A 1,418-nucleotide genomic window follows, 5' to 3' on the forward strand; every position below is an offset into this window, starting at 1 on the left:
TATATGGACACCTCATTTCCTGCAAGTGAGGTTTTCGTTATTTTCGGTTATCAGGTTAAGGCTGCATCCGTATATCCGGCCTGTTTTGGTGAACGAGCCTCTGACTCGCTCTGGCCCTAATGAGAATGGCGCCCTTGCTGCGTTATCGTCCCTACGGAGTCTAGGCTCCTTGGGTTTGGTCAGCGTTGGCAAGGGCCGGTCTTACCTGTTACCTCATTAACGTGTTTTCCACTTGCATTACCTCGGGGTGTACTTACTCTTTTTATTGCCTAACCTGTCTTTTCTGTTCATTCCTTCCAGCGACTCAGGCCGCACGGTAGTGTTCTTGCCGAGCCAACATGGCCCAGATAATTCGCGCCAGTTTATTGGCCAGCGCTACTGCCGTCTTCTGCGGGCCTCGTCGTTCGATAAGTGCTTTTGCCCACAACGATATCCTGTCCTTTGCCTTATTGATGTGCCGGATAATCGACCAGGCACACTGGACCAATAGTTTGCGTAGATAACGGTTACCACGCTTGGTGATACCGCCCAGCTGTTGCTTGCCACCACTGGAGTGCTCTTTCGGCACCAGCCCCAGATTGGCCGCGAAGTGACGGCCATTGTGGTAATGGCGGGCATTGCCGGCAAAGGCGACCGCTGCGGTGGCGGTGATATCGCCGACGCCTCGAATTTCAGTCAATCGGTTACTGGCTTCATGAGCACGGCATTGCTGTCGGATCTCTTTCTCTCGCGTCTTGATGGCATTATCCAACTGGCGCCATTCTGTCAACATACCGTAAAAGTACGTCCGCGCGCTCGGCGTCAGCTCATTATTGGCATCCTCAAGAATGTCGGGCATCGCCGCGAGTAACGAGTCCTTGCCGCGCGGCAGCACGATGCCGTATTCATTCAACAAGCCCCGGAGCTGGCATATGAGTCGAGTACGTTCACCCACCTGTCGCTCACGGATCCGATGGCCCAGATTCATGTCGGTCTGTGCCAGGGTTCTGGGCGCGACCACGGTCATATCGGGTCGTCGTGCCGCCTCACAGATGGCGAAGGCATCATTACGGTCATTCTTGTTGCCCTTCACGAAGGGCTTCACATGCTGAGGGGGCAGTAACATGACTTCATAGCCGAGATTCTGCAAGGCTCTGCCCCAGTAATTGGAGCCACTGCAAGCTTCCATCGCAATGGGCACCTTGGTTTGTTGGGCCAGAAAATCCAGTAATGCTGCGCGACGGACCTGCCGATTGAATACGGACTTCCCCGCTTGATTGACGCCACAAACCTGGAACACATTTTTTGCCAGATCGATACCTATCAGCGTAATGTTCATAGTGGACACCTTTTGTGTGGTATTTGAGTCGACAACCCAAATATGGCGCGTAATGACGCCGGTTGTACAAGAGGTGTCCATCTCATCATCCATGGGGGCT

1 protein-coding gene is annotated in these 1,418 nt (G+C 53.7%); it reads right to left on the minus strand.

Annotated elements, in window-relative coordinates; genetic code table 11:
- Nucleotides 1-304 precede the first annotated feature (304 nt).
- A complete protein-coding gene (locus tag UN63_RS16840) occupies nt 305-1,318 on the minus strand; it encodes an IS110 family RNA-guided transposase (RefSeq protein ID WP_104488640.1) in 1,014 nt (337 codons plus the stop codon).
- Between the last annotated feature and the right edge of the window lie 100 nt (nt 1,319-1,418).

The sequence above is a fragment of the Oceanisphaera arctica genome, assembly GCF_002936955.1.
Lineage (GTDB): Bacteria > Pseudomonadota > Gammaproteobacteria > Enterobacterales > Aeromonadaceae > Oceanimonas > Oceanimonas arctica.

Excerpts from the sequence above, each read along its gene's own strand:
- UN63_RS16840 (WP_104488640.1), bottom strand. The coding sequence starts at position 1,318 with ATGAACATTACGCTGATAGGTATCGATCTGGCAAAAAATGTGTTCCAG.